The 23,576-nt window shown below is 49.8% G+C and carries 18 protein-coding genes, 1 tRNA gene and 1 pseudogene; 13 read left to right on the top strand and 7 right to left on the bottom strand.

Annotation, left to right across the window (positions count from 1 at the left end; translation table 11 throughout):
• Positions 1 to 441 precede the first annotated feature (441 nt).
• The 4 genes from PGN_RS00065 (at position 442) to PGN_RS00080 (ending at position 6,177) form a co-directional block, all read left to right on the top strand.
• Complete coding sequence (locus tag PGN_RS00065; protein ID WP_012457169.1) at positions 442 to 1,791, top strand: sigma-54-dependent transcriptional regulator; 1,350 nt, start codon at positions 442 to 444, stop codon at positions 1,789 to 1,791.
• A gap of 9 nt (positions 1,792 to 1,800) precedes the next feature.
• Positions 1,801 to 3,138 (top strand): sensor histidine kinase, encoded by a 1,338-nt coding sequence (locus PGN_RS00070; RefSeq protein WP_012457170.1) that lies wholly within the window; start codon positions 1,801 to 1,803, stop codon positions 3,136 to 3,138.
• Positions 3,139 to 3,141: 3 nt separating this feature from the next.
• A complete protein-coding gene (locus PGN_RS00075) occupies positions 3,142 to 5,388 on the top strand; it encodes a DUF5686 family protein (RefSeq protein WP_012457171.1) in 2,247 nt (748 codons plus the stop codon).
• An 84-nt stretch (positions 5,389 to 5,472) separates the two neighbouring features.
• Positions 5,473 to 6,177, top strand: a complete 705-nt coding sequence (locus PGN_RS00080; RefSeq protein ID WP_005874470.1) for a MarR family winged helix-turn-helix transcriptional regulator — start codon at positions 5,473 to 5,475, stop codon at positions 6,175 to 6,177.
• On the opposite strand, the gene dusB is transcribed toward PGN_RS00080, so the two are convergent.
• Positions 6,163 to 7,164, bottom strand: a complete 1,002-nt coding sequence (dusB, locus tag PGN_RS00085; RefSeq protein ID WP_012457172.1) for a tRNA dihydrouridine synthase DusB — start codon at positions 7,162 to 7,164, stop codon at positions 6,163 to 6,165. The two genes, PGN_RS00080 and dusB, sit on opposite strands and share 15 nt — an antisense overlap.
• On the bottom strand, positions 7,161 to 8,837 hold the full coding sequence (locus PGN_RS00090) for a SulP family inorganic anion transporter (protein WP_005874466.1): 1,677 nt from the start codon (positions 8,835 to 8,837) through the stop codon (positions 7,161 to 7,163). The genes dusB and PGN_RS00090 overlap by 4 nt, the downstream gene beginning before the upstream one ends.
• A gap of 985 nt (positions 8,838 to 9,822) precedes the next feature.
• On the opposite strand from PGN_RS00090, the gene PGN_RS00095 reads away from it, so the two are divergent.
• The 5 genes from PGN_RS00095 (at position 9,823) to ispF (ending at position 16,442) form a co-directional block, all read left to right on the top strand.
• Positions 9,823 to 10,479 carry a redox-sensing transcriptional repressor Rex gene (locus PGN_RS00095; RefSeq protein WP_012457175.1) on the top strand — a complete coding sequence of 219 codons (657 nt, stop codon included), beginning with the start codon at positions 9,823 to 9,825 and terminating at the stop codon, positions 10,477 to 10,479.
• A 68-nt stretch (positions 10,480 to 10,547) separates the two neighbouring features.
• Positions 10,548 to 11,207, top strand: coding sequence for a fumarylacetoacetate hydrolase family protein (locus PGN_RS00100; protein WP_012457176.1), 660 nt, complete (start codon positions 10,548 to 10,550; stop codon positions 11,205 to 11,207).
• 12 nt (positions 11,208 to 11,219) lie between these two features.
• A complete protein-coding gene (gene porU, locus PGN_RS00105; protein ID WP_012457177.1) occupies positions 11,220 to 14,696 on the top strand; it encodes a type IX secretion system sortase PorU in 3,477 nt (1,158 codons plus the stop codon).
• Positions 14,697 to 14,771: 75 nt separating this feature from the next.
• The gene (porV, locus tag PGN_RS00110) at positions 14,772 to 15,947 is read left to right on the top strand and encodes a type IX secretion system outer membrane channel protein PorV (protein ID WP_004583425.1); all 1,176 of its coding nucleotides are present in this window, start codon (positions 14,772 to 14,774) and stop codon (positions 15,945 to 15,947) included.
• A gap of 6 nt (positions 15,948 to 15,953) precedes the next feature.
• Complete coding sequence (gene ispF / locus PGN_RS00115) at positions 15,954 to 16,442, top strand: 2-C-methyl-D-erythritol 2,4-cyclodiphosphate synthase (RefSeq protein WP_012457178.1); 489 nt, start codon at positions 15,954 to 15,956, stop codon at positions 16,440 to 16,442.
• 102 nt (positions 16,443 to 16,544) lie between these two features.
• Here the strand turns inward: ispF and PGN_RS00120 are convergent, their stop codons facing one another.
• Complete coding sequence (locus tag PGN_RS00120; RefSeq protein ID WP_005874467.1) at positions 16,545 to 17,087, bottom strand: RNA methyltransferase; 543 nt, start codon at positions 17,085 to 17,087, stop codon at positions 16,545 to 16,547.
• A gap of 159 nt (positions 17,088 to 17,246) precedes the next feature.
• Positions 17,247 to 17,383 (bottom strand): annotated as a pseudogene (locus tag PGN_RS11665) (IS30 family transposase); the annotation flags it as partial.
• A 219-nt stretch (positions 17,384 to 17,602) separates the two neighbouring features.
• Here PGN_RS11665 and PGN_RS00125 point away from each other — a divergent pair.
• The 4 genes from PGN_RS00125 (at position 17,603) to PGN_RS11670 (ending at position 19,895) form a co-directional block, all read left to right on the top strand.
• A tRNA-Gln gene (locus tag PGN_RS00125) sits at positions 17,603 to 17,673 on the top strand.
• A gap of 266 nt (positions 17,674 to 17,939) precedes the next feature.
• On the top strand, positions 17,940 to 18,416 hold the full coding sequence (gene cdd, locus PGN_RS00130; RefSeq protein ID WP_004583429.1) for a cytidine deaminase: 477 nt from the start codon (positions 17,940 to 17,942) through the stop codon (positions 18,414 to 18,416).
• 219 nt (positions 18,417 to 18,635) lie between these two features.
• Positions 18,636 to 19,721: an IS5-like element ISPg8 family transposase gene (locus PGN_RS00135; protein ID WP_012457179.1), complete on the top strand. Its 1,086-nt coding sequence runs from the start codon at positions 18,636 to 18,638 to the stop codon at positions 19,719 to 19,721.
• 24 nt (positions 19,722 to 19,745) lie between these two features.
• Positions 19,746 to 19,895, top strand: coding sequence for a hypothetical protein (locus tag PGN_RS11670; RefSeq protein ID WP_012457180.1), 150 nt, complete (start codon positions 19,746 to 19,748; stop codon positions 19,893 to 19,895).
• A gap of 143 nt (positions 19,896 to 20,038) precedes the next feature.
• On the opposite strand, the gene PGN_RS11675 is transcribed toward PGN_RS11670, so the two are convergent.
• The 3 genes from PGN_RS11675 to PGN_RS00150 all read right to left on the bottom strand — a co-directional run bounded on the left by PGN_RS11675 (position 20,039) and on the right by PGN_RS00150 (position 23,544).
• Complete coding sequence (locus PGN_RS11675; RefSeq protein WP_230847032.1) at positions 20,039 to 20,131, bottom strand: DUF1661 domain-containing protein; 93 nt, start codon at positions 20,129 to 20,131, stop codon at positions 20,039 to 20,041.
• Positions 20,132 to 20,290: 159 nt separating this feature from the next.
• A complete protein-coding gene (locus PGN_RS00145; protein ID WP_230847033.1) occupies positions 20,291 to 20,854 on the bottom strand; it encodes a hypothetical protein in 564 nt (187 codons plus the stop codon).
• A 158-nt stretch (positions 20,855 to 21,012) separates the two neighbouring features.
• Complete coding sequence (locus PGN_RS00150; protein WP_043876345.1) at positions 21,013 to 23,544, bottom strand: beta-mannosidase; 2,532 nt, start codon at positions 23,542 to 23,544, stop codon at positions 21,013 to 21,015.
• Between the last annotated feature and the right edge of the window lie 32 nt (positions 23,545 to 23,576).

Below are 23,576 nucleotides of genomic sequence, written 5' to 3' on the forward strand. Positions count from 1 at the left end.
CGAAACACTTACAATCGTAGGCGTACGATGCACTCCTGCACGATGCAGGAGACCAGCGTAGGCGTACGGTGCTCATTGCAACATGCTAATTACCAGTACATTATGGCCAATTAAAGTAAAACGAGAACGACCTTGGAAATTTTCCCAATTTCGCGTCTTCAAAATTCGGTTTGCACCTTGTTTGAGAAGCTCAGGACTCAATAGCAGATCGATGACCTTGACTCTCCTTGTCGTATTTGAAAGGTCGTACTCCGTATCCTTGGACTCTTCCTTCTACAATTAGGATCTCTAACACATTAATTCGTGCTTATTCCGGACAGAACATCATCAGGCTTATATGTCTATGCGATTGCCCTGACTGTTATATTTCTTCACGGTCTTTTCTTTACTTTTGTTTCCGTTCCACGAAAGCGTTATCCAAGCGTGTAAGATCTGCACAGAATGAAGAAAAGCGGCAATATCATCGTGGTCGATGATAACAAACATGTACTGACGGCTTTGAAATTGCTCCTGACGGGGAGTTTCGAGACCGTGACGCTCCTACCTTCTCCCAAGACACTGCTTTCCACGATCGTAGAGGTGCATCCGGATGTACTCCTGCTGGATATGAATTTTTCTACCGGCATCAATACGGGTAATGAAGGATTATATTGGCTGGATCAAGTTCGTAGCCGTTTCCCTGACCTCCCTGTGGTACTCTTTACCGCTTATGCGGACATTCGTCTGGCAGTGGAAGCCTTGAAGCGTGGAGCAAGCGATTTCGTAGTCAAGCCGTGGAACAACGCCGAGCTGTTGGAGTCGCTTCGTATGGCGATGAATAAGGCCGCAAGCACTCAAGTGACGGCTACACCTAAAGAAGGCGATTCGGTATTTCTCGGCAAAAGCAAGGCCATGCGTGAGGTGTTGGAGCTGGCTGATCGTATCGGCGATACTGCAGCCCATGTCCTCATTACGGGTGAGAATGGTACCGGCAAGGGCGTTTTAGCCGAGTATATCCATGCCCGTTCTCCTCGTAGCCGGCAGCCGATGCTGACTGTGGATATGGGAGCTTTGAGCGAGACGCTGTTCGAGAGCGAACTGTTCGGCCATGTGAAAGGAGCCTTTACCGATGCCAAAAGCGATCGCGTCGGCAAGTTCGAGACGGCGTCCGGCGGCACGATCTTCATGGACGAGATAGGCAATCTGAGCCTTGCCTTGCAAGCCAAGTTGTTGGCTGTACTACAGCAAAAAGTGGTGACCCGTGTGGGCAGCAATACACCGATCCCTGTGGATGTTCGTATCATCTCTGCCACGAATAGCGATTTGCCCCTCTCCGTGGCTGAAGGCCGGTTTCGAGAAGATTTGCTTTATCGTCTCAATACGATTCATATCGAGATGCCGCCGCTACGTCGTCGCAGGGAAGATATAGTGCCGATGGCCGTATTCTTCCTGCATCGTTATGCACGACAGTATGGAAAAGAGGTGCCGGAATTGACTCCCGAAGCAGAGGCCCTACTCTCCGATTATCCGTGGCCGGGCAATGTGCGTGAGCTTCAGCATTGCATAGAGAAGGCTGTGATCCTTAGCCGTAGCAGTAGCCTTTCTGCTGCGGATCTGTCGTTGCCGAAGTCGGTCGATGCACATCCGACTGCTACCGGTGTAGCAAGCACTCCTCAGACGTTGGATGAAATGGAAAAGACCGCTATCGAGCAAGCCTTGGCACGAAACGGCAGCAACCTTTCGAATGTGGCAAGGGAATTAGGCATCAGCCGCCAGACTCTGTATAATAAGATGAAACGCTACGGGCTGTAGCCCTCTTCTATGGGAAGACGGAAGACCGGCAGTTTCGGCTTGCATCTGTTATTTACCATCGTCATGGCGGTGGTGGGTACTTGGTCGGCAGCTGCAGGACATTATGCCATCACTGTTTTTGCAGCCGGACTCGTTATCTTTTCCGCCTTGCGGTTGCGTTTACTCTATCGGCGCCATCTTCAAGATCTTTCCCTGCTCTTGAATGCTATCGAGAATGGCGATTATTCCGTGCGCTTTTCCGAAATGGGAGGCAATGTCTCGCATCGAACATTCAACCGCACGCTTAATCGTATCAAGGAGATCCTCAGCCGTTCTCGTGATGAGGCTATAGCCGGCGAGCAGTTTCTCGTACATGTATTGGAACAGATTCCTGTCGGCATCATGATGGTTGCTCCGGAAGGATATGTCTATTCTACCAATACAGTGCTGTTGCGCCTCCTCGGTTTACCCGTTATCACACACCTCGATCAGCTCAGACGTGTGTCGCCGGACATGCCTCGGCTGTTTCGTTCGGCGGCTACCGATTCAGGCATTCATATTAAGCTTACTACGGAGCGGGAAGAGCAGGAGGTGAGCCTCCGCTTCTCTTCGTTCCGCATCAGGGAGAAGATATACCATATATATACGCTGTCGAATATCGGCAAGGAGCTTGACGCTCGCGAGACAGAGTCGTGGATTCGGCTCATTCGGGTGATGACGCACGAGATCATGAACTCGATAGCCCCCATTACTTCGATATGCGATACCCTCTTGGACAATTTGCAAAGCTCTGCGGACGAGGAGATGCTGTCTACCGGATTGGATACCATTCGTAGTACCGGAGTGGGGCTGTTATCCTTTGTACAGGACTACCGTAAGTTTACGGCAGTTCCTCCTCCCGAGAAGGAGGACATTGCTTTACATGCTTTTCTTTCGGGGATATTGCGCCTGCAAGAAGAGCTTCTGTCCTCCAACGATATAAAGGTGGATATTGAAGAAATACCCGTGGAGCTGACTGTCCCGGCCGACCGCCGGCAATTGACTTCGGTACTGATAAACCTCGTCAAAAATGCTGCCGAGGCGGAATATCCTGCCGATACGGAGAAACGACTTTTGCGTATTCGTGTCGAGGAACGTCTCGATTCGTTGGATGAACACAGACTACTCCTTCATGTGGAGAACAATGGCACTCCTATTCCTCAAGAGGTATTCGACAATATGTTTGTTCCTTTCTATACGACCAAAACCGGAGGTAGTGGCATCGGTCTGAGCCTTTCCCGTTATATCATTCGTCTGCATGGGGGAAATTTGCTTGCGAGGCGTACAGCCGATGGTTTCACCTCTTTCGTTATTGAACTGCCGCTCTAAGAGATGAGAAAACCGATCGTCCGCTTTTTGCTATCGTTCTTTTGGCTTCTCGGAGTCTGCGCTTCTCATATGGTGGGGCAGTCATTACCTTCGGCATCGAAGGAAATACGGGAGCTGAGCAATAGAACGGAGCAGCAGACCTCCCTGTTTGACAGAAAAGAATCCGAAGCTTTTGCCTTGGAAACGGTCAGAATGATTTCCGATAGAACGCCTTTCCTCTTCCGCTTGGCAGAAGGCCGTAGTTGGGAGGCCGATGTTCGAGGTCGATCGTGGGCTTCTCGTGTGCTGCCGATAGTGCATCGGCTCAAACACGGTGGGATTCCGTGGGAGCAGTATCTCTCGTCGGATTCCTTGTGTATGGAAGCTCGGCTATATGGAAAATACGACTCGGTAACGGGTGCATATAAAAGAGGTGTTGTTTCTTTTCGATCGGATATTCCTCAGCGAAACAAAGTTGATGACCTTACGGCCTTGGCTCTGTTGGGAGAGAATGTATATGCCGAAGAGTTCGATTTTGGCAACCGGCAAATTTTTCCCAATCCTATTCGACGAGAGGCCGAAGCATTTTATACCTATCGTTTGGATAGCCTGTACGAAAAAGACGGCATAACATACCGCCGTATCGCATTTCGTGGATTGAGCGGTCTGAATCGCGGGACGGTAACGATAGATGCCACACACGGACAGCTTGCGATATTGGAAATGCGAGTCATGATGAAAGGGGTGATCACAGAATCCTATAGGGTCGAATTGGGAGAAGTAGAACCCGGTCTTTTCCTCCCGATCGGACTTTCTGTCGTCATCGACCGCAATCGTCTTTGGGCTTCTCTCCATAATGGCTATTCTGCTTCAATCTCATATACAGGAGAGCAGCTCGATAAGACCGTGCTCTTCGTCTATATGCCTACGGATAGCAGTCGCTACCGCTTGCCGGACGAATTGCCGGTCGCTTCTGTTTGGGCTGTTCGCAGCAGCTTTGGGAGGGAGGATAGCTCGACGTATTGGAAAAATGTGGTTGTCGGTCGAGATCATACCCTGCATCAGCATGTGCCTTGGCATCGCGCATTGGCTTGGGGACACAAGTATCGGATCGGGGAGCGTTGGCGATTAGGCAATGAGGGGTTGGTGTGGGCTTTGTTCTATTATAATTATGCCGATCATCTTTGGCTGGGGCAGTCTCTGACGGCTATTTACGATATGGCTCCCGGAATCCGTTGGGAGATAAAGCCCGGCCTTTATTATGTTACCAAACGACGCAAAGCCGTTTGGACTCTCGACAGCAAACTGTACTATTCTCCTCCGCAAAGAGGGCTTTTGCAATTATCCGCAGGACATCGCTCTTTCGATTTGTACAGCACGCGCGAAAGAATAGACCAACTGACCGATCTGATGATGGAGCTGCTCAACGGACAAGGCCCGACAACTCGCTACGATGATAAATTTGTCCGCCTGACCAATAGTATCGACCTATTGCCCAAACTCAATGTGGAGACAAGCGTGATGCTGGCCGAGCGCAATCCTTTGCCGCATGGAGAGACGTGGAGTCTCTTCGGTGGCAGCATTACCGATATTCTGAATATCAGCAATGCCGATCCCGATCTTCCTCGCGTAGTTCCTCATCACCGATTGCTGGAAGTACGAGCTAAGATGACATTCAATCCGCGTCCTTATTACCGTTATACGGCGGATGGATTTCTCATTCGTGAGGGCGAGGGCATACGTGCTCCGCTCCTTTCTCTCTCTTATCGCGGAGCTTTCGGGATGGGGCGTAAGTCCGATGCACGCTTCCACCACCTCGATTTGAGCATACAGCAGCGGCTTGTCTTTTCACCGGCATCGTCACTGTTCTATCAATTGAATGTCGGAGGTTATTTCGATCGGTCGGTTATCTATCCGAGCGAGTACTTTTTTCTGAAAGGGGGTAATGCTTTTTGGCGATTCGGCGATAGCATGGAAGCTGCTTTCCAGACACTGCCTCCCTATACGGCTACAGCCGACAAACACCTTATCCTTCAAACCAGCTACCGAGCTTCGCGCCTGCTGGTCAATTTCCTGCCTTTCGTTTTCTTAAAGACCAACGACGAGGCCTTACATTTCAAAGCCCGGTGGGATATGGTATCGAGAAAACCCTATCTGGAGATGGGTTATTCAGAGAGTATCGGTACGCTGATGCAAGTCGGAGTATTCTATGGTGGCTACAATTTCTTTTATGAAAGAGGAGTTGCCATCCGATTTACATTCAACATGTAATCTCCTGCTTTTCAATGGAAAAATGTACATTTATGCTTCAAAAGGATTACATCGAACGGACGATTTATTCAATCGGAGTAATTTATGAAGTACAAAAAACTGCTTTTCGATCTTATTGACTACCTCGATGCATTTGAAAGTTTGCACGACGGAGGCTCGCACGAACCCGAAATAAAAGACTTTGCCGACTTTTTAAGTTGGCGCTGTGGCAAAAAAAAGAAACAGGAGGAAGAAGTTGTCTCTGTCACCCGGGAACGAGCAGCAGGAGCTAAGAATATAGCGCGAGGAGTCAGCCTCCTCCATCGTTATTCCCGTTTTTATATCAAGAAAGCTCTGACGGAATCTCCATTACAGACCGAAGACGAATATACCTATCTGGTCAGCCTGATGAACGGTGAGAGCATGACCAAGACAGAGCTGAACAACCTCAATGCCATGGAAAAAACATCCGGCGCAGAAGTCATGCGTCGTCTGCTGAAAGCTAATCTGATCGAGCAGAGACCGGATGAGGAGGATCGCAGAAGTATGCGTGTCTCCATTACCCCTGAGGGAAGAAAGGTACTGGTCAATCTCTTTCCCAACCTGCGCCTTTGTGCCGAGACACTCGTTTCCGCCCTGTCGGACGAACAGCTGACCGCCTTCGATCATCTGCTCTGGTTGCTATGCGAATGCCACAACGAGATGTTCACCGGCAAACATGATGCCGAGTTGACGGATTTGCATGCGGAGACCTGTGGATTGAAGCAATCGGCAGGGGGAGCTTTGTCCAAGCGACTATACCGCCGCTGAATCAGCCGATCCTATCATCTTCTCCACCTCGTCCATAAGAGCGAAAAGCTCCTCCTGTGTCGTGGCACGAAGCATGGCCACGCGCATGGGCTTGAAGTTTGGGATCCCTTTGAATATGGGGCTGGCTGCAATATGTCTGCGTGTATGGAGGATACCTCGCCGTTCGTCCAGTTTTCGGATGTTGTTCAACGTCTGACGGCGGAGTATGTCCATATAATAGCAAAACGGACGCGAAGGCAACGTTTCTCCCGTGCGAAGGAAATGCTTCATATCCTCGAATATCCATGGTTGTCCGATAGAAGCCCTGCCTACCATTACGGCATCCACGCCATATACGTCAAAGGCTCGTCGGGCTTCTTGCGGAGTGGTCACGTCTCCGTTTCCGATAATGGGGATTTGCATTCTCGGATTGTTCTTCACTTCTCCGATCAGCGTCCAGTCAGCCGTCCCCGTGTACATTTGGGCGCGTGTACGACCATGTATGGTCAGGGCTGCAATGCCACAGTCTTGGAGCTGTTCGGCCAGGTCTACTATGATCTTGCTGTCATTGTCCCAGCCAAGCCGCGTTTTCACCGTTACGGGCAACTTCACCGCCTTGACTACCTCACGCGTTATCTCTATCATAAGTGGGATATTGCGGAGCATTCCGCTGCCGGCACCTTTCCCTGCTACCCGTTTGACCGGACATCCGAAGTTCAGATCGATCAGATCCGGACCGGCCGATTCGCATAGTCGGGCAGCCTCTACCATCGAAGCTACATCCCGTCCGTATATCTGTACAGCCATCGGGCGTTCCGATTCATCTATGGCCATTTTTCGGAATGTGCCGGCTACTTGACGAATCAGGGCATCGGCACTGAGAAATTCGGAATAAACCAGATCGGCACCGAACTGCTTGCACATGATCCGGAAGGCTACATCCGTCACATCCTCCATCGGAGCGAGTAGCAAAGGCTCTACCCCGAGGTCTATGGCACCTATTTTCATGCTCCTTGGGCTATGGCTTGTGCCTGTCGCAGAGCCGCTTGAATATCGGCACATACGTTTTCCTCTCCCAATAGCTCTACGATGCCTGCAGTGGCAAGTTCTTCGTGGACGTCCTTGCGCACACCGGAGAGTACGATGCTGACCCCTTCTTTCCGGCTCATTTTGATCAGGTTTTCCAGATTGTGCATCCCTGTCGAATCCATAAACGGCACATGCCGCATTCTGATAATCCGAACATCGGGATGGTCGCCCAATGTGTTCATGATCTCTTCGAATCTGTTCGCGATACCAAAGAAGAAAGGCCCTTCGATTTCATATACCTCTACGCCCTTCGGGATGTCGAGCACTTCGTCGTGGTGGGCGATCTCGCCGGTTTGTGTCAGGTCGAGCCTGCCTGTGGCAACGGTGATACGCGTATTCTCCGTAACGCGCTTCATAAAGAGCAGGATGGCCAAAAGCAGTCCTATCTCTATGGCAACGGTCAAGTCGAGGATGACGGTAAGCAAGAAAGTAACCAGCATGACGAGGCTGTCGCTGCGAGGACCGCGACCGATATTGGCCACCGAACGCCATCCGCTCATATTGTAGGATACTATGATCAGTACTCCGGCCAAACAAGCCATCGGGATGTATGCCGTCAGAGGCCCGAGGAACAGCAGGATCAGCAGTAACACGAAGGCGTGTATGATCCCTGCAATGGGAGAGCGTCCGCCGTTGTTGATGTTGGTCATCGTACGCGCTATGGCTCCGGTGACGGGAATACCACCGAAGAACGGAACCACTATATTGGCCGCACCCTGAGCGATAAGCTCGGTATTGCTGTTGTGCTTTTCCCCTATCACACCATCGGCTACGCTGGCTGACAGCAGAGATTCGATAGCTCCCAACAGGGCGATAGTAAAAGCCGGAGGAAAAAGTTGGCGAATCGTTTCGAGGCTGAGTGTTACCCCCGTTGGTTTGGGCAGTTGAGCGGAAATAGTGAAGCGGTCGCCGATGGTTTCGAACTCGCCGATACCCTGCAACCGAAGTAAATAGGCTGCTACGGTCATCAAGATGATGGCAATGAGCGAACCGGGTATCTTCTTGGTGAATCTCGGACTCAGCATAATGATGACAATACTAAGCAGACCCATCCCGAAAGCCCAAAGGTTTACTGACTTGAAGTTGGTAAAATAAGCTCCCCATTTGCCAAGGAAATCACCGGGCATATCCGTAATACCGAGGCCGAAGAGGTCATTCATTTGGGTAGAGAAGATCGTGAGGGCGATCCCTGCCGTGAATCCCACTACTATAGGGTAGGGGATAAACTTGATCAGCGTGCCCAGACGAAGAACACCCATTACGAGAAGCAAGATACCTGCTATGATCGTGGCAATCGTAAGACCCTCGATGCCGTACTTATGAATGATGCCGTAGACGATAACGATGAAAGCACCTGTCGGGCCACCGATTTGGACGGATGAACCACCCAGAAGCGATACGATGAAACCGCCTATAATGGCCGTGATAAGACCTGTTTCCGGAGATACACCACTGGCTATACCGAAGGCAATGGCCAAGGGTAAAGCTACGATGCCGACGATAACGCCGGCCATGAGGTCGGCCATGAAACGCTCACGGTTGTACCCGTGGAAAACATCGAGCAGCTTTGGCCTGAAATATGATCCGATCATGAGAAAAACGAGATTATCCGTGCAGCAAAAGCCTTGCACGCCGCAAAGGTAGGGATTTACTCACTGAGACAAAGCTTTTTACCCGATTCAGAGCGGAATGCCTACAGTCTGATCTTCGACATTTGCAGTCTGTTAGCTATATGTAGTCCGGAAGCAGTACTTCGTTTTTTTGATTCGATAATGCCGGATACAATCACCATCCCATCTGAAAATATTTCACGAAAATACAGACCAGAAAAGTTTTCAACAACGAAGAAGAGTTTGGAATCATTCTAAATAAGCGATTGAGAGGAAGAGGTTTTCAAGGTAAAAATGTTCATGAATCGGACTTTTGGGAGTTGAGGTCTGCTTTGAAAGAGTTTCGATGGCGATGTATATATTAATCAGTTTCAATTTATATACAGATCGTTTTCGATTTATATATAAATCATTTTCCATTTGTATATAGATCGTATTCGATTTGTATATAAATAGTAGAACAGAAAAGGCTGTTTGGAGAGCTGATATAAAAGAGACACCCGCTCGATTCGTGGCCGAACCGAGCGGGTGCCTTATAGATTTGCAGGAGTGGAGAGGAATGATTAGTCCCTATTCCTTGTGCAATGTTTGTCTGTTTTCAAATGCGATGATGCCATATAAATAAATGGATGGGATGGGTGAGAGTAGATTGTGAAGTAGGAGAGTATATTTCATGCGTTCGGATCGTTAGGAAAGTTGGTTGATAGGATGTAATACTTTAGTATATAATTGCTTATCGCTCGTTTGGGGTCTTTGTTTGCCGGCAAATGTAGTAAAAAAGTACGATGCGAATGAATCGAAAATTTGCTTTCCGTCAAGCCTCTTTTCTCCACTATGCAGGAGAGTCCGAAAAAACAGTTCCTAAACCTCTTTCCGAGCGATCGTCTGAGGAGTAAATATGACAGAGACATAAGGTATTACGGTGTGATTACATATATTTGTACTTAAATAATCCACTAAAAAACGGATGAAAACGATTGCGAACGAGTCTTCTCTTCTTGATACAAAAGTCCCCGAACCTACTCTGAGGCGTCTACCCTGGTATTTGTCTTACGTCCAGCTTTTGCATGCGGATGGATGCGAGTCGGTGTCTTCCACGCGGATCGCTCGTGCCGTAGGAGTGGATGCTTCGCTCGTGGCCAAGGATCTCTCCTATGTATCGGTGGATGGGCGTACCCGGGTAGGGTACCGGGTGGCGGACATGGTGGCTGTGCTGAACGACTTTCTGGGCTTTACGCACCACCACCGTGCTTTCCTCTTCGGGGTGGGAAGTCTGGGTGCTGCTTTGTTGCAGGACTCGGGTTTGCGCCACTTCGGGTTGGAGATTGCCGCCGGGTTCGATGTGAATCCGGATATTGTGGACACTAATATCAATGGCATCCCCGTTTACCATAAGAGCCGGGTTGCGGAGTTGTGCGCTCGAGAGCGTGTGGATATAGGTATTCTTACCGTTCCGATACGGGCGGCACAGTCGATGGCCGATGAGATGATAGCAGCAGGGATCAAGGCTATTTGGAATTTTACCCCTTGGCGCATCAGTGTACCCGAAGGCGTGGTCGTACAGAATACGTCGATGTATGCCCAGTTGGCTGTGATGTTCAATCGGATGAAATCGCTACCTTAGGTCTCCGAAGGCTGAACAATCCTCCTTTGCCCTTTTTTATAATAAGGGCTTTCGCTCGCTTTGGAACGATGAAGATAATTGCTGTCGGCATGAACTATGGTGCGCATGTCAGCGAAATGCGACGTGCGGACATCCTTCCCGTTGCTCCCTGTCCGGATGGAGAGGGAGCCGATTTTTGTGTGGAGGAACCTGTGCTTTTCCTCAAGACCGATTCCTTGTTGCGCGAAGGGCATCCCTTTTTCTATCCGGATTTTTCTCAGGAGATCCACTATGAGACGGAGCTGGTGGTTCGTATAGATCGTATCGGCAAGTGCATAGCCGAACGTTTTGCTCACCGCTATTACAGTGAGGTTACCGTCGGTATAGACTTCACGGCTCGTGACCTCCAGCGTCGTGCCAAAGCCAAGGGGTTGCCCTGGGCAACGGCCAAAGCTTTCGACAACTCCGCTGCCGTAGGGCGGTGGGTGAAAAAAGACTCGCTCCGGCACGGTGTGCAGGAATTGGGCCTGCGATTGGATATAGACGGACGCACGGTGCAGCAGGGCAATACACGGGATATGCTCTTTTCCGTAGATCGTTTGATCGCTTATGCCAGTCGTTTCTTCACACTTCGTATGGGGGATCTTATCTTTACAGGGACTCCGGCAGGGGTAGGCCCCATTGCTATCGGGCAGCACCTCGAAGCCTATCTCGAAGAGCAAAAACTGCTCGACATATCCATCAAATAAGCTATTTCTCAGATGAAACGAATACTTCCAATAGTCGCATTCCTTTCTCTCTTCCTTGCCCTTGCTTTGCCTGCGAAAGCGCAACGAGCTATGGGGAAGACGGCCGACCGTTCGCTAATGGCTTCGGGACATTGGGTCAAGATACGTGTCGATGCAAGTGGAGTGTATCGCCTTACGGACGAACAGCTCCGAGCCAATGGCTTCTCCGATCCGTCCAAGGTAGGTGTGTTCGGTTATGGTGGAGGGGTGCTTCCCGAAGATCTGAGCCGGATCACGACAGACGATTTGCCTCCCGTACCGGTACTCCGTCAGGGCAATGCGCTGTATTTCTATGCCGTGGGCCCGGTGACGTGGTTCTACAATCCGGCCAAAACCACCATGGAGCATACGGTGAATACGTACAGTACGCATGGCTACTACTTCCTGTCGGATGCTGCCGGAGCACCTTTGCAGATGTCCCAATATACGGGTGGAGGTGCGTCGGCCGAGGCTTTGATCGACTATTACGATGAGCTGATGCTCCATGAGCAGGAATTGTATTCGCCCAAAGAATCGGGACGAGATCTGTATGGCGAGTCTTTCAGCGCAGTCAATACGCGTACGGTCAAGTTCCCTTTGAGGGGCAACACCCGCTCGTCTGGCGAACTCGGTACCGTATTCTCATACATAGCCAAGGCCAGATCGGCCGGTGGCGGCCGTGAGATGTCGCTTTCGGCGAATGGCATTCTGATCTTCAGCGATCCTTTTTCCATGACATCGAATGAAGTGTCCAATTCCTATTTGGCCGGCAAGAAGCGTCGTCTCTATCGCAGTACGCCGATGAACAGCTTGGTCAATGAGTTGCGCTTGGACGCGAACTATAGCATGACAGGAGATGCGGTCAATCTGGATTTCATAGAGGTGGCTACACAGAACGACCTCCGGTACGATGGCGCACCCATGCATATCAGGCGGTTTTCCAATTTGCCCGTTTTGGGGGGCGAGTCCTGCCGGTTCGTTATCAGTGAGGTGCCGGAGTCTCTGGTGGTTTTGCAGGCCAATTCTTCCCTGACAGCATCGCTTGTTCCCGTTAAGACTGTCGGGGATAAGACCATTGAGTTCGTGGCTCCGCCGAAGGGTCAGGATCGTAGGACTATCAATACGTTTTATGCCGTGGACTTGTCACAGGCTTCTGCTCCGGAGATCCTCGGAGCGGTACCCAATCAAAACCTGCATGGAGAGGAAATCCCTGATCTGATCATTGTCTCTACTCAGGCACTCCTCCCTGAGGCTGATCGACTGGCCACCTATCGTAGAGAGAAAAACGGGCTGAAGGTTTTGGTCGTGTTGCAGGAACAGGTGTTCAACGAGTTTTCGGGTGGAACTCCCGATGCTACAGCATACCGCCTCTTTGCCAAAATGTTCTACGACAGATGGAAGGCAAATGCACCTGTGGGAGAGACTTTCCCGATGCAAATGCTTCTCTTCGGTGATGGGGCTCATGACAACAGGAAGGTCTCCGTAGCTTGGCAGAAACCGTATCTCCAACAAACGGAGTTCTTGCTGACATTCCAAGCCGTCAATTCGACGAACGTAAACAGTTATGTGACGGATGATTACTTCGGCTTGCTGGATGATCAGCCGGCCTCGGTCAATATCGGTTGGCGCAATTATAATATGGCTGTAGGGCGATTCCCCGTACGTACTCCGGCCGAAGCTCGCATCGCAGTGGACAAGACCATCCGATATGAGGAGGATCGAGAGAGTGGTGCCTGGCGTATTCGTGCCTGTTTTGCGGCAGACAACGGGGACAAGCACGCAACCGAGACTTCCCGTTTGATCGATACCGTCAAGCGTTATGCTCCTGCCATCATGCCGGTACGCGCCTTTCAGGACGTATATCCGCATGTCATCGAGAACGGGTTGCACAGCATTCCGGGTGCAAAGAAAAAGATGCTGGAAACCCTTCAGTCGGGTATTATCCTGCTTAATTATGCTGGTCATGGCGGTCCTGCCGGATGGTCGGACGAGCATTTGCTGACGCTCAACGATATACACAACTTCAATTATAAGCATATGCCCATTTGGATTACTGCCACTTGCGACTTTGCCAACTATGACAGTCAGACGACCTCGGCAGGGGAGGAGGTTTTCCTCCATGAGAAGAGTGGCACTCCGATCATGTTCTCGACTACGCGTGTCGTTTACAATACGCAGAATGAGAAGATCAATGGTTTTATGCTTCGGCGTATGTTCGAGAAAGCTAAGGATGGGCGTTATCGTACGATGGGCGAGATTATCCGATCGGCCAAACAGGGGATGCTCAGTACTGTTTTCCCCGATTCGATCAACCAGTTGAGTTTCTTTCTGATGGGTGATCCGTCCGTGCGTATGAATCTTCCTACCCACAAAGTGCAATTGACCGCAATCAACGGGCAGGATCCCGAAGGGCAGTATGGAACTATTATGCTCAAGTCTTTGGAACGGGTAGCTCTGAAGGGTAAGGTAACCGATGAAAAGGGGACATTCGACGAGACATTCAGTGGCAAGGTTTTCCTGACCGTCTTCGATGGCAGAAAGAAAATGACAGCTTTGGAAGAGGAGGGAAACGATCTCTCTCTTGTATATTATGACTATCCTAACGTGATGTATGCCGGTATTGCCGAGGTGAAAGACGGACTCTTCGAAACTTCGTTTATCGTACCCAAGGATGTGAACTATTCCGAGCACGAAGGCCGGATCAATCTTTATGCTTATAACGAGAGCACAAAGGCGGAAGCCATGGGGGTAGACTTCTCCATCAGAGTCCAACCGGGTATTCCTGATGAGGTAACGGAAGATAATACACCGCCTGAAATCATAAGCTGCTTCCTCAATGACAGTACATTCCGATCGGGAGATGAGGTTAATCCTACTCCTCTGTTTATGGCCGAAGTATTCGACTTGAACGGAATCAATATCACGGGTAGCGGAGTAGGACATGATATTACGCTTTGTATCGATGGCCGTGCCGACCTGACCTACAACCTCAATGCATATTTCACAAGTTCGGCTACGGATGCAGGTGTGGGCACTATTCTCTTCATGATACCGGCTTTGGCCGAAGGAGATCATACTGCCCGACTGACGGTTTGGGACATTTTCAATAATGCCGTCCATCATGACTTTTCATTCAGAGTGGTAGATGGCATTGCTCCGGATGTGGCTGATGTGATTCTATTCCCGAATCCGGTACGCGAGAGTGCTACGTTCCGAATCTTCCACAATCGCCCCGGAAGCGATTTGAACGTGGTCGTGGAGATCTATGACTTCACCGGTCGTCTTGTGAACAGTTTGCCCGTCAAGACCTATTCGTCTTCCTACGGAGAACCTATAGAGATCAAGTGGGATCTGACCTCCAAATACGGAGTGAAGATCGGAAACGGATTCTACCTCTATCGTTGTGTGGTGAACTCTCCCGGAGGACAGACGGCCTCCATGGCCAAGAAAATGATCGTGGTAGCACAATAGCCGAAGCAGTTCTGCCGTTTACGATATTGAATATTCATAGACCCCGATAAGAATACAAAACAAAACGAACGAAATATGATTATCAAGAAAATGCTGAAAAATAAATTGGCCCCCTTGGCCATACTGTTCCTTTTTGCTCCAAAGGCTATGAAGGCTCAGGAGCAACTGAATGTGGTACACACCTCTGTGCCATCGCTGAATATCAGTCCGGATGCACGTGCGGCCGGTATGGGGGATATAGGTGTGGCAACGACGCCGGATGCGTATTCACAGTATTGGAATCCGAGTAAATATGCTTTCATGGATACGAAAGCCGGTATTAGCTTCTCATATACACCCTGGCTGTCCAAGCTGGTCAATGATATTGCCCTGATGCAGATGACCGGTTTCTACAAATTGGGAACAGACGAGAATCAGGCTATTAGTGCTTCTCTGCGTTATTTCACATTAGGAAAGTTGGAGACTTTCGACGAATTGGGCGAATCCATGGGAGAGGCCCATCCCAATGAATTTGCTGTCGATTTGGGCTATAGCCGCCAGTTGTCGGAGAACTTCTCCATGGCTGTTGCACTGCGTTACATCCGCTCAGACCAAAGCACTCATAACACCGGAGAGAATCAGGCCGGAAATGCCTTTGCGGCGGATATAGCCGGTTATTTGCAGAAGTATGTGCTACTAGGTAATGCGGAGAGCTTGTGGTCGTTGGGCTTCAACGTAAAGAATATCGGAACGAAGATCTCCTATGACGGAGGTGTCACGAGTTTTTTCATCCCTACTTCGTTGAATCTCGGAACGGGGCTGTTGTATCCGATCGATGACTATAACAGCATCAATTTCAACCTTGAACTTAGCAAGCTGCTTGTACCCACTCCTCCTATCATGGATCAAAACGATCAGGCCGGGTATGAGGCTGCACTCAAGAAATATCAGGAAACTTCTTCGATTAGCGGTATATTCTCTTCTTTCGGTGATGCGCCGGGAGGACTCAAGGAAGAATTCCGTGAGATTACATGGGGACTTGGGGCTGAATATAGCTATGACGATAAGTTTTTTGTTCGTGCCGGATATTCATACCTGCACCCTACCAAAGGCAATTTGCAGTACTTCACGGCCGGTGCCGGCTTCAAGATGAACATATTCCGTATCGATGCTTCCTACCTGTTGTCTACGATCCAGAGTAATCCGTTGGATCAGACTCTGCGGTTTACGCTTGCTTTCGATATGGATGGATTGCGCAATTTGTTCCACTAAATCAAGATGAAGAAGCCTTTTCGAATAGGATTCGGTTTCGATGTACACCGCTTGTCCGAAGGTTATCCTTTGTGGATGGGCGGTGTTCGTCTGGAACACTCCAAGGGCTTGGAGGGACATTCCGATGCTGATGTGCTCATTCATGCTATTTGTGATGCCCTGCTGGGTGCTGCCGCTTTGCGTGATATCGGCTATCATTTTCCTCCTTCGGATCCTCAATATAAAGGGATCGATAGTAAGATCCTGTTGGCTCGCGCTATGGAATTGGTGCGTTCACAGGGTTATGAATTGGGTAATATCGATGCTACTATTGCGGCAGAACAGCCCAAACTGAATCCACATATACCGGATATGCAGCGTGTCTTGGCTGAGGTGATACAGGTGGAGGTGTCGGATATTTCACTGAAAGCCACAACGACGGAGAAACTTGGCTTCACAGGACGAGAGGAAGGCATTTCCGCCTATGCCGTGGCCTTGCTCATTGCTGCCGTCTGAGACTAACCAAGTCCTAAAAGATTAGTTGCGAAGAGGTTCCTTTCTTTCAAGGATTTGGCTCTTATTCCTTAGACAGCTCTTTTTCCCCCTTTTTCGGGGGTATTATTTTTTCAGGAGGGGAAGTAGCGGCTTGACCAGTTGCCAGATGACGATTCCCGCTGTGACACTTACATTGAGCGAATGCTTCGTACCGAACTGGGGTATCTCTAAGCAGAGGTCACAGAGGTCGATGGCTTCCTGTCGTACTCCTTTTACTTCATTGCCAAAGATAAGGGCGTAGCGTGTGCCTTTTGAGGGGGAGAAATTTTCCAAGGATAGGCTTCCTTCCGCCTGTTCTATCGCACAGATACTATATCCTTTTGCTTTCAATTCTTCTATTGCATCCACTACCGAAGAGAAATACTCCCATTTCACACTGTCCTCGGCTCCTAAAGCTGTCTTGTGTATGTCGGGATGAGGTGGCCGAGCTGTGATTCCGCACAAGCATAGCCCTTCTAACCGAAAAGCATCGGCCGTTCTAAAGACTGACCCGACATTGTTCATACTACGTATATCATCCAGTATGATCCTGATAGGTAGCTTGGGGCTTTCGTGATATTCTTCTGTTTTGAGTCGCTGTATTTCGATAGTCTTTTTTTTGCGCATGTCTGTTGTCTGGTCGGATTGAGTGATCGGTGTACATTCCATTATCAAGTGCAACGAATTTCTAAATATAGGATGAAAACCTTGAATGGCGTTCTGAAGTTCAGTTTTTTTCGAGTGCAGATCCCATGTATAAGTGCAACATAATTGTAAATTTAGCAAGAAGCACTCGAACGGCGTTCTGAATCCGAGTTTCTTTCTTGGCTGTAGTTCAGTTTGTTCTGTATAATGGAAATCTGTTTGGTCGTTATATCGATGAAAGAAGAACCTTTAGGGATGTATTGTCTAATCAGGGCATTTTGGCTCCTCACAGAGCAAAACCCTCTCGTTTACACGAGATCGAAAAGCAGCTCAAGTAAAAGCTGTCTTGGATGCATTAGTTAGAGTGATTTTCTATCTCTGACAAAAGTCTTCGAACAATATTTAGTGTCAGATAACGGGGAAACAGTTGTGTGTTTGCCGAAAATACGTATCTTTGCAGCGCAATTGAGGGGAATCCTCTCCGTTGCTATGAGGATTGTCTCATGGTGTAATGGTAGCACAACAGGTTTTGGTTCTGTTTGTCAAGGTTCGAATCCTTGTGAGACAACAACAGAGAAAGGGTTGTATCGGATAGTGAAACTTCCGGATTGCAACCCTTTCTTTTTGTGTCTTATCTCCCCCCCCCTTAAATTACCGTATTACTCTCTCAGCTTGTTCCCTCGAATTTCTGCAACGAAGCCTATTAAAAGCGACCTATAAGTCAAAAGTGTTGGCAGGATTGCTTGATAGTCTTTCTGTGGAGTGTGCAGACCGACGGCATGTGGTCGATTCTGTCGGATTTGTTATATTTTTGAGGAAACGAAAAATCAGGTTATGCTCCGTAAAACTCTTTCCACTCCTTATGATATAATTCCCCGATCGGATTTCTCTGCCGATGTGCTCCGTCTGGAAGGTGCCGCCATCGAGGCAGCCCGGTCGGCATATGCACCTTATAGTCGCTTTTCGGTGGGAGCGGCTGTTTTGCTCGACAATGGGGAGATCCTTTCAGGCAGCAATCAGGAGAATGCAGCCTATCCGTCCGGACTATGTGCCGAGCGTACGGTGCTTTTCTATGCCGGAGCCAGATATCCGGAGGCAGCCGTGAGAGAGATGGTGCTCGTGGCTTTTTCCGCTTCGGGACGTGTGCCGCTGATTACGCCGTGCGGGGCTTGCCGTCAGGTGATGCTGGAGGTTTGTAGTCGCCATCGTCCTTTTCCCATCTTGATGGTCGGGGAAGAGGAGGCTGTCAGAGTGTCGGATGTGCGTCTGCTGCTTCCCTTTTCTTTCGACGGTAGCGACTTGGAACGATAGTCTTCGTCCTCTATTCTTAATGTGAGTTCGATATAAAGGAATGGCACAACACATTGGTTATTAGTGTGTTTTATTTTCCACACAGTGTTTTTCAGGCACTTATATTGCTTTCAGGAGACCATTGCACGGCGATTGGTGTGTATTTTGTTTATTAATTCATTGTATAATAGGGAGTTATTTTGTATATTTGAGTATTAAAAACAGCATAATATTCCTCCCATGGCATACCAATCCAAGAATACCGATGAACATGTAACATTTGCAGACGCACTCCTTTCAAAGCGTTATCGCAAAGCACAAAACGACTTCCTCAATCAGGTTGACACGCTTATCGATTGGCGTCCGATCAGGACGCTGATCAACAAGAAATACACGAAGCGACAAAATGCCATCGGCGCCCCGGCTTATGACGTGATTCTCTTATTCAAGATGTTGCTTTTGGAGACATGGTACAACCTCAGTGATTGTGCTTTGGAGGAGCGCATCAATGATTCAATCACCTTTTCCCGATTCTTGGGACTGAAGATGGAAGAGGTATCTCCCGACCACAGCACCATCAGTCGATTTCGTTCGGCACTGACAGAGTTGGGTCTCATGGACAAACTGTTGGCGCAGTTTAACAAACAACTTTCGCGCCATCACATTTCGGTCAGGGAAGGGGTGCTTGTCGATGCAAGCCTTGTGGAGACGCCGCATAAACCCAACGGAACCATTACGATTGAAGTCGCAGACGACAGAGAAGACAATCGGAGCGAGGAGGAAAAAGAGGCAGAGGAGGATTATCAAAAACAGGTTGTCCGCCGGCGTAAAGGGACGGATGAAGAAGCCCGTTGGGTTTACAAACAAAAGCGTTATCACTACGGATACAAAAAGCATTGTCTGACCAATGTTCAAGGCATTGTTCAAAAGGTGATAACAACTGCAGCGAACCGCAGTGACACGAAGGAGTTTATTCCGCTATTGCAGGGTGCAAACATACCTCAAGGCACAGCCGTCTTGGCGGACAAAGGATATGCTTGCGGGGAAAATCGTTCCTACCTGCAAACCCATCACCTTCAAGACGGCATTATGCACAAGGCACAACGCAACAGGGCATTGACCGAGGAAGAGAAGCAACGAAACAAAGCAATCGGTCCGATACGGAGCACCATCGAACGCACCTTTGGCAGTATTCGGCGGTGGTTTCATGGCGGACGATGTCGATACCGGGGACTTGCCAAGACCCATACTCAAAACATTCTTGAAAGCATCGCCTTTAATTTATACAGAACCCCGGGGATAATTATGTCCTCATCTCTAGGATAAGGTATAACCACCCTTGAGGAGCTCGTGCAAGCAGCTCCGCAAGGGGGGATTTACAACTACTTTCACTCCTTACTGCCACCCCTTTCACTCGCTCCTTTTATGCCAAGAACTCCTCTTCCCTCCATCTCCTTATTTTTCAAAGGTCTCTTCAGATGGCTTTTTATCTACATCTGAAGCCCAATGACTTAGAAGCCGCCCCTTCTTCCCGATCATTATGCAGCCGGAGAATCACAAAAGAGTATGATTTACAGCTACTCGTTATTTTTATGGTATGTTCGCTTAGATCGAACTGGCGTTATATCTCGTACCCGAAAGGTTTACACGCCAAAATTTTTGCGCTTGTGGTCGCTGAAAACATGGCGCGAAAACTTTTTGCTTTTGGCGTGGGAAGTGAAAAAATTACGCGCCACAACGAAAAAATTCCGGTGCCACTTTTGGGAAAAACACAGACCGCAATTTTAGCGTTTTGGGTTCGTGTTTTCGAATGAGTGAGTACGGGTATTGCTCCAAAGGGGTGATGGCGAATCATTGACACGACGTGTCGTGTCCGTCCTGTCCGAGCGTGTGATTCATGAAGGTCTATAAAGAGGTGACACTGTAAGACGGCAATCGGCTGTGTGCGGCGATTTTTTCCGTACACAGCCGACTGCGGATAGATCCCGATCTACAGGTAAACGTGCAAACCGATAGTGAAGTCGAACCGATTGGCTCCCATCTTTTCCGAAACTCATCCCAAGCAACCACCGCTCCGAAAGAGCAGTACTCATGCTGAATAAGGGAGCGATATAGTCCAATCGATTGGCGAATCCGATACCCTGGTATTCGATTTTCTTAGTGATGTCGGCTTCATATCGAGAGGCGATCAGACCGAATCCGTAGAGGTTCCCTTTCGGGTGACATTTATATTGGAGTACGAACGAAAGTCCGTTGCTTAGCTTTTTCTCCAGCTGCTGCTCCGAATAAGACAGCCCTTTTGTCCGATTCGTGATGGTAGAGGGGCCGAAATGGAATGAAAGGTCGTGTACGGGTGCCTTGATCCGAGAGCCGATTTTCCCCCTTTGACCCGAATCGTACAGGGGCGAGTCAGGATAACTTTCTCCTCCGTTCCTCACGACAGAATCTGACAAGAGCATAAGCCCGCCTATCTGATGCATGGAGCTACCGAAGATAGAGGGTCGTTGGTGATTGATCACGTACAGGATATTGGCACCGCTTTTTCTGGTTTCTTCGCGAGCAATCTGTACGGCCTCCGAGTAGGAGAGACTCCGGGATAGACCGGATTCGGCGATCCTTATAAGTGTCGCAGACGAATAACCGGCTCTTCCGTACTATCGGTGGGCAGCGTGATTATTAGTCTGCGCTCTTCGTTCGGGAGCAAATCGAAAGCATTGTCGGAGAATCGCGCTCCGAGTGCATCCGTTTCCACAAAGAGATCCTTCACCAAATAAGGTGACCGCACTGTCAGCTCCCAAGTCCTCAGGCCTGTCCGGCGAAGCTCTTGCGAGATAGGAGGAGCCACAGGTAGTAGCAAATCCTTGGGCGAATGATGATAATACAGCGTGGAGGCCCAGACTTCGCCGTATGCTTCTCCCACATCCTCCACAAGTGACAGGCGAAGCAGGTTCGTTCGCTGCAATTCCTGTGGCAGCCATTGTTCGATCGGGAATGGCAGGACGGCGGGGTGTTCGTTGTCTACTTCGATATTCCTCACCCAAAAAGTCGGATAGCGTTTCCCCCCGAAGCTGATCGGCTCGATGCGCAGTGCCATCCGAACCTCTCCTTTGGCTTCGGGAGCATCCGATACGATGCTGATCGTGCGCCGTTCGGCATCTGGAACGATAATAACGGGTTCAAAAGCTCTGCGTACCTGATAGTGTAGCGGTTTCCAGTTCCCGTAGTAGTCTATGCCGGACCATGAGATAGCCGGCCATGCATCGTTGAGTTGCCAGTAGAGGCTACCCATGCAGTAGGGTTTGGCCGCTCGTTGGGCTTCTAATCCGATGCGCATACCTTGCCCCTGCATGATGAGCGATTTGAATACGAAATCATCGAAGTCCTTTGGCTCGGGATAGTCTCGCCGCATATATTCGAGTATAATCTCATTGCCCATGCTGCTCTTCTGTCTGGCTTTCATGACGGGGGAGTCGAGCTGCATGTCCTCCGGCCATGCAAAGCTCTCCAACGTTTTTCTTTCGGGGAAACTTTCAAATCCGAATTCGCTCATGAAGCGCGGGATCCTTTCTCGCAGGATGCCGAATGGTTCGCGTCCGTACCATACTCCCCAGTAGTGGCTGTCACCCCAGGCCAAAGTGGCGGGGCGTCCCCAGTTAGCTGTGTCGGGGGATGTCTCTACATAGGCGTGTGTGGGATCCAATGCTGCCACACGCTCCGGCAGAAGTCGGCAAAACAGCTTGTCGTAGTCCGTGAGAAACTTCTGATAGGTGGATCGGTCGAAGCGTTTTTGCCATCCCCAGTATTTGAGGCCTTCTCGTATTTCATTGTTGCCGCACCAGAGAGCCAAAGACGGATGTTCGCGCAATCGACGGATGTTGTAATCGGCCTCTTCTCTCACATTCCGAAGGAATTCCTCGTCGCCCGGATAGGGAGTGCAAGCAAAAGCGAAATCTTGCCAGATGAGAATCCCGTTCGCATCCGCCAACTCATAGAAACGTTCGTCCTCGTATATACCGCCTCCCCATACGCGCAGCATATTCATATTCGCTTCCGAGACAGAGCGGAAAAGCTCCTGCCAATACTCCTCTGTGCGTGCGGACAGCATCATGGTGCCTGGGATATAGTTGGCTCCCTTCATGTATAGCGGCTTTCCGTTGATGCGGAAGAAGAAGCTGCACCCGTGGGTATCCTCTTCACGGACGAATTCCACGGTTCGGAATCCTATTTGGGTTCGGTAGGTCTGCCATGTGGTACCGTCTTTGTCCTGAAGACGGGCAACGAGTGTGTACATCAGGGGCAGGCCTATCCCATTGGGCATCCACCGATCGGGGGATGATACGGTGAAAGAGGTGCGACAGGAGGGTTGCCCATAGCCTGCCGTCAGCTCTTCGCTATGCTCTTTCCGTCCGTTCGGGCTGTACAGCTCCACAACCAAACGGACAGAGCGGTCGTTCTGCTCGTTCCAAGAGAGAGGAAAGAGACAGTTTACCTGAGCATCTTTTGTCAGCGTGTAGGTGACTTCCGGTTTCGATGCGAAGGCTACTGCCCCTTCGAAACGTATGCCGACAGGTCGCCAAATGCCTGTGGTTACGAGTCGAGGCCCCCAGTCCCAACCATAGTGGTAGGGTGCTTTTCGAGTATATACACTTAGCTTTTCGTTGTGGTGATCGTTGTCTGCAGGGTAGTCGAAACCATCGCGCTGTCTCAGAGGGCGTACTTCCTTCATGGGTGAGCGGAAGCGGATCAGCAGTTCGTTTCCGCTTTTTCGCAGCAGGCCGGTTATATCCGCTTCCCTGCCGACGAACATATTGCGGCTCTCCATTATCTTTTTCCCATTGAGGAGTACGGTAGCATAGGTGTCCAGTCCTTCTGCCATAAGGATGGCTCGTGGGCTTCGGAGTTGCTGTTCCGTGAGGGAGAAGAGCAGCCGATAATCCCAGTCGTGCTCTTCCGGCCATTGTGCCTGCTCCTCCTGAAGTTTGTAGTTGGGATCGGGCAGCAAACCATGACGGATAAGGTCGTACTGCACGACTCCGGGCACTGTGGCCGGCAGCCATGCCGTGCTATCATGCCGGCTGAATTCCCAGCCCTTGTCGAGATGGAGTGTGTCGGCCGAAATGGTATGTGCCGCTTGGGTTTGGAAGGTCATGGATATCGGGATCAACCATAGGAGAAAAGTTC

The sequence above is a fragment of the Porphyromonas gingivalis ATCC 33277 genome, from assembly GCF_000010505.1.
Taxonomy (GTDB): Bacteria; Bacteroidota; Bacteroidia; order Bacteroidales; family Porphyromonadaceae; genus Porphyromonas; species Porphyromonas gingivalis.